General features: G+C 31.4%; 5 protein-coding genes. 1 reads left to right on the top strand and 4 read right to left on the bottom strand.

Annotation, left to right across the window (positions count from 1 at the left end; all coding sequences use genetic code 11):
• Positions 1-24: 24 nt before the first annotated feature.
• From moaC to modA, 4 genes are read right to left on the bottom strand one after another with little or no spacing between them, the layout of a single operon-like run.
• Positions 25-489, bottom strand: coding sequence for a cyclic pyranopterin monophosphate synthase MoaC (gene moaC / locus IX290_RS11110; protein WP_211493259.1), 465 nt, complete (start codon positions 487-489; stop codon positions 25-27).
• Positions 490-497: 8 nt separating this feature from the next.
• Entirely contained in the window at positions 498-1514 is a 1017-nt protein-coding gene (locus IX290_RS11115) for a molybdopterin-binding protein (RefSeq protein ID WP_211493260.1), read from the bottom strand.
• The gene (modB, locus tag IX290_RS11120; protein WP_211493261.1) at positions 1511-2185 is read right to left on the bottom strand and encodes a molybdate ABC transporter permease subunit; all 675 of its coding nucleotides are present in this window, start codon (positions 2183-2185) and stop codon (positions 1511-1513) included. Before modB ends, IX290_RS11115 begins: the two co-directional genes overlap by 4 nt.
• An 8-nt stretch (positions 2186-2193) precedes the next feature.
• Positions 2194-2940: a molybdate ABC transporter substrate-binding protein gene (gene modA, locus IX290_RS11125; protein WP_211493262.1), complete on the bottom strand. Its 747-nt coding sequence runs from the start codon at positions 2938-2940 to the stop codon at positions 2194-2196.
• 384 nt (positions 2941-3324) lie between these two features.
• Here modA and IX290_RS11130 point away from each other — a divergent pair, with 384 nt between their 5' ends.
• Positions 3325-4740, top strand: coding sequence for an aspartate ammonia-lyase (locus IX290_RS11130; protein ID WP_211493263.1), 1416 nt, complete (start codon positions 3325-3327; stop codon positions 4738-4740).
• The last annotated feature ends 107 nt before the right edge of the window (positions 4741-4847 follow it).

Genomic DNA, 4847 nt, shown 5'->3' on the forward strand with positions numbered 1-4847 from the left:
CAAGTATCACCTTTTTATTTTACTTTATTTAGCAGAAAAATCTGATTTTCCACCTGTTTTAGAGATGAGCTTAATCTCTCCTATCTCCATATGCTTATCTATAGCTTTGCACATATCATAGATAGTTAACGCTGCAGTAGATACAGCTGTTAATGCTTCCATTTCAACTCCAGTAGGGCCAGTTGTTTTAACAGTGGCCTCTATTAAAATCCTATCTTCTTTAATTTCAAAATTTATATCAGCTCCAGTAAGAAGGATATTATGGCACATTGGAATAATATCCCAGGTCTTTTTAGCACCACATATGCCACCTACCTGAGCTACTGCAAGGACATCTCCTTTTTTCATCTTTCCTTCCACTACTTTTTTAACAGTGTCTGGATTCATCTTAATATACCCACGTGCAACAGCACATCTTTTAGTATCTTTTTTTTCTGAGACATCTACCATTCTGGCCTGTCCATTTTCATTAAAATGTGTAAATTCCATATTATTACCTACTTTCCAAATCCACAGTTAGGGTAAGTACAAATATCACAGCTTTGACAAAGTCCACCGTTACCATATTGCATAATCTGTTTTGTAGTTAATCTTTCTCCTGTCATAACTCTTGATAGAACAAGGTCAAATACAGTTCTTTTAGCAAACATTACACATCCAGGAAGCCCCATCATTGGTATTTTACCCAGATATGAAAGTAAAAACATCGATCCAGGAAGTACAGGAGCACCATATGTTACAAGTTCTCCACCCATCTCCATAATTGCAGTAGGAGTGGTATCATCTGGATCTACAGACATTCCCCCTGTAAATATAAGCATATTAGCACCTTGACGAAGAAGTTGTTCAGCACTTTGTTTTATAATCTCCTTGTCATCAGGACAGAAAAGATGCCCTACTATTGTGCAGTTATACTCTCCTATTTTTCTTTTTATTACATCTGTAAATTTATCCTCTATTCTTCCATAGAATACTTCATTTCCAGTAACAATAATTCCAACTTTGTAAGTTTTAAAAGGTCTGACATTTAAAAGAGGACGTTTTATTATCTCTTGCACCTTATCCATCTTTTCTTTTTTTATAACAAGAGGTATTACTCTTGCTGCAGCTATATTTTGACCTTTTTTAACTGGATAGTTGTCAGGAAGAGTTGCAAAGGACATCTCTCCTAACATATTAAGTTCTAAAAGTTTATTTTTATTTATTTTAAGTATTCCGTCACAAAGAGCTGTGAAATTTATCTTTCCCTCTTTTATTTCTGTTGAGGTAGCCACATGCTTTCCTCTTCCTACATTTCCTAAGATTACAGCAGCATCATTTTCATGTACTCCAGTATCTCCCAATTCAAAGACGTAGATATGGTCTTTTCCAAGGTTTAATAGTTTAGGAATATCCTCTTTAGTAATAATATGACCTTTTTTAAAGGCACGCCCTTTAAATTCTCCAGGAAGAATTTGTGTTATATCATGTTGAAGAACATATCCCTCTGCATCAACAGTTTTAATTAATTTCATATATTTTTCCTTTCTTTAAAAAATAGATAATTATAAAGTATCATAACTAAAAAACTGATTACCAGTATTACAATTAGAAAAAAATTAGCTCTTCCACTATCTCCACTTTCAGAAGCAGAATATATAGCCATAGATATTGTCTGAGTCTTTCCAGGAATATTTCCAGCAAGCATCAATGTTGCTCCAAACTCACCCATAGCTCTTCCAAAGGAAAGGAGTATACCTGCTAATATATTCTTTTTAATAAGGGGAATTGTTATGAGACGGAGAATTTGAAATTCACTTGCTCCAGCTTCAAGGCCAGCCTCATAATACATAGGACTTAAATTTTCCATACCAGCTTTTATACTGTTATACATAAGTGGAAGTGTTACTACAAAAGAGGTAATAATTCCTGCCCACCATGAAAACATAACAGTGATATTGAAATATCTATAAAGTATTGAACCTATAAAACCGTTTTTCCCAAGTATTAGAATAAGAATATATCCAAGTACTGAAGGAGATATAAAAAGAGAGATGTTGATTAACATCTCTATAGTATTTTTAATTTTCAGATTAGCCCGTTTCAATTTCCAGGCTAAAATCAATGAGAATATAGTTACAAGTATTGTAGATATAAGAGCAATTTTAACTGTTAATAAAATTATACCTAAATCTAAGTTATTCATACTGTAACCTACTCAGACAATTCAAAATTATATTTTTTATATATTTTAGCTGCATCTTTTGATTGCAGATAGTTATAAAACTTGATGTTAGCATCAGTTTCATGTCCTTTTATAATTCCATAACTATAAATAATAGGTTTATGAAGATCTTCAGGAACTATATAAGCAATTTTTACATTTTTTAAAATTTTTGCATCTGTTTTATATATAAGAGAATAATCAACTTCCCCTAAATCAACATACTGAGCTGCACTTCTTACATCTTTTGTAAATACAAGATTCTTTTGAATAGCGTCCCATACTCCTGAGTTTTCAAAAGCTTCTTTTGCGTATCTTCCTGCTGGAACAGTTTCAGGTGTACCAATTGCTACTTTATCATTTACAATTTCATATAAATCTGAAATCTCTCTTCTTCCAGCTACCACTAATCTGTTTTTAAGAAGATTTTTATGATATTTTTCATCAATCATCTTTTTATCTTTTAAGTCATTTAAATCCTTTTGAGATGCAAAGAAGACAATATCTACAGGAGCTCCAGCGATGATTTGATTTTTCAAAGCACCTGATCCACCAAAGTTAACATTTATTTTGATATTTTTATTTTCTTTTTCAAATTTTTCTATAACCTCACCTAAAGAATCCTTTAAACTTGCTGCTGCACTGATAGTAATTTCTGTTGGATTTTTATCATTACATCCAGTTAGACAAAATAGCCCAACTATTGATATTAATATACATGATAATAGTTTTTTCATTACATCACCCTCCTCGTTCAATTTTAACAAATTTATCACTATATATCAAGAAAAATAACTTTCATTCAGAGGATAAATGAACAAAAAATAACCATTGTTAAAATGAAAATTTTCATTTTTTTTCTTTATTGAAGTTTATTTTCATTAAAAAATGGTAAAATATTTTCATTTTATCATCAATTCATATAGTTCTTTTTAAAATCATTAATAAAATATATGATTATTAAGGAAATATATCGTAAATGTAATAGATGATATATTTTTTGAACCTGAAATCCATTTTTAATGGTTGAAAAAAGACCATAAACAACGTATCATAATAGTAAGAGATATAATAAGCTATCATATATGAAAAATATGATGTGGGATATGGAGGACGGATAAATGAAAAAATACAGATTGGAAACAGATTCAATTGGAACACTTGAAGTACCAGCTGACGCATATTATGGAGTTCAATCATTAAGAGGAAAGAACAATTTCCATATAACTGGTTATACAGTAAGCGAACCATTTATTACAGCACTTGCTTATGTTAAAAAAGCAACTTCAATAGCTAACTATGAAGCAGGGCTTATAGGAAAAAATGTTGCAGAAGCAATGGTACAAGCTGCAGATGAGATTATTGGTGGGAAATTTAGAGATCAATTTATAACTGACGTTATTCAAGGTGGAGCTGGAACTTCAATGAATATGAATATGAACGAAGTTATAGCTAATAGAGCAAATGAAATATTAGGTGGAGAGTTGGGAAAATATGATAAATGTCACCCTAACGATCATGTAAACTATGGACAATCAACAAATGACGTAGTTCCTACTGCAGGGAAACTTACTATCCAAATGTTAATAAAAGATCTTTTGGTGGATCTTCAAAAATTATATGATACTCTTCAAAAAAAGGGAGATGAATTTGATCATGTAATTAAAATGGGAAGAACTCACTTACAAGATGCTGTACCTATAAGATTAGGACAGGAGTTTAAAGCTTTCTCTCAACCAGTAAAGAGAGATATAAAAAGAATTTCTATGGCTGTTGAAGAATTAACATATGTAAATATGGGAGCTACAGCAGTTGGAACAGGAATAAATGCCGATGTTGAGTATGTAAAAAATGTTGTAAGAATACTATCAGAAGTTACTGGATTCAAATTTAAACAATCACCAGACTTAGTAGATGGAACAAGAAACTTAGACAGCTTTGTATGGTTATCTTCAGCATTAAAAACATGTGCTGTAAACCTTTCAAAAACCGCTAATGATATAAGACTTATGGCATCAGGACCAAAAGCTGGACTTGCAGAACTATTATTACCACAACAACAACCAGGATCATCAATAATGCCAGGAAAGGTTAATCCTGTAATCCCTGAAGTTATGAACCAGGTTTGTTTCCAAATCTTTGGTAATGATATTACAATAACTAAAGCAGCAGAAGCTGGACAATTAGAATTAAACGTATTTGAACCAGTTTTATTCTTCAACCTTTTCCAATCAATTGAAATCTTAAAGAATGGAATTGTTACATTTGTAGATAACTGCTTAAAAGGAATCGCTGCTCAGGAAGTAAACTGTAAGCATTGGGTAGATAGAAGTGTTGGAATAATAACAGCTTTAAACCCTCATATTGGATACAAAAATGCTGCAGATATTGCTAAAGAATCAATAAAAACAGGAGTTCCTGTAGCTGATTTAGTTCTTGAAAAGGGACTTTTAACAAAAGATCAATTGGATATAATTTTAAATCCATTTGAAATGACAAAACCAGGTATTCCAGGAAAAGAATTATTAAAACGTTAATAAAAATATAATTTGGCTGTTACCAACAGGTTTTTCCTGGAGGTAGCAGCTTTTTTTATATATTAGGAAATTATAATTTGAATAATAAGATAGAAAGTAGCTGAGAA

Source organism: Fusobacterium sp. DD2, assembly GCF_018205345.1.
Classification (GTDB): Bacteria; Fusobacteriota; Fusobacteriia; order Fusobacteriales; family Fusobacteriaceae; genus Fusobacterium_A.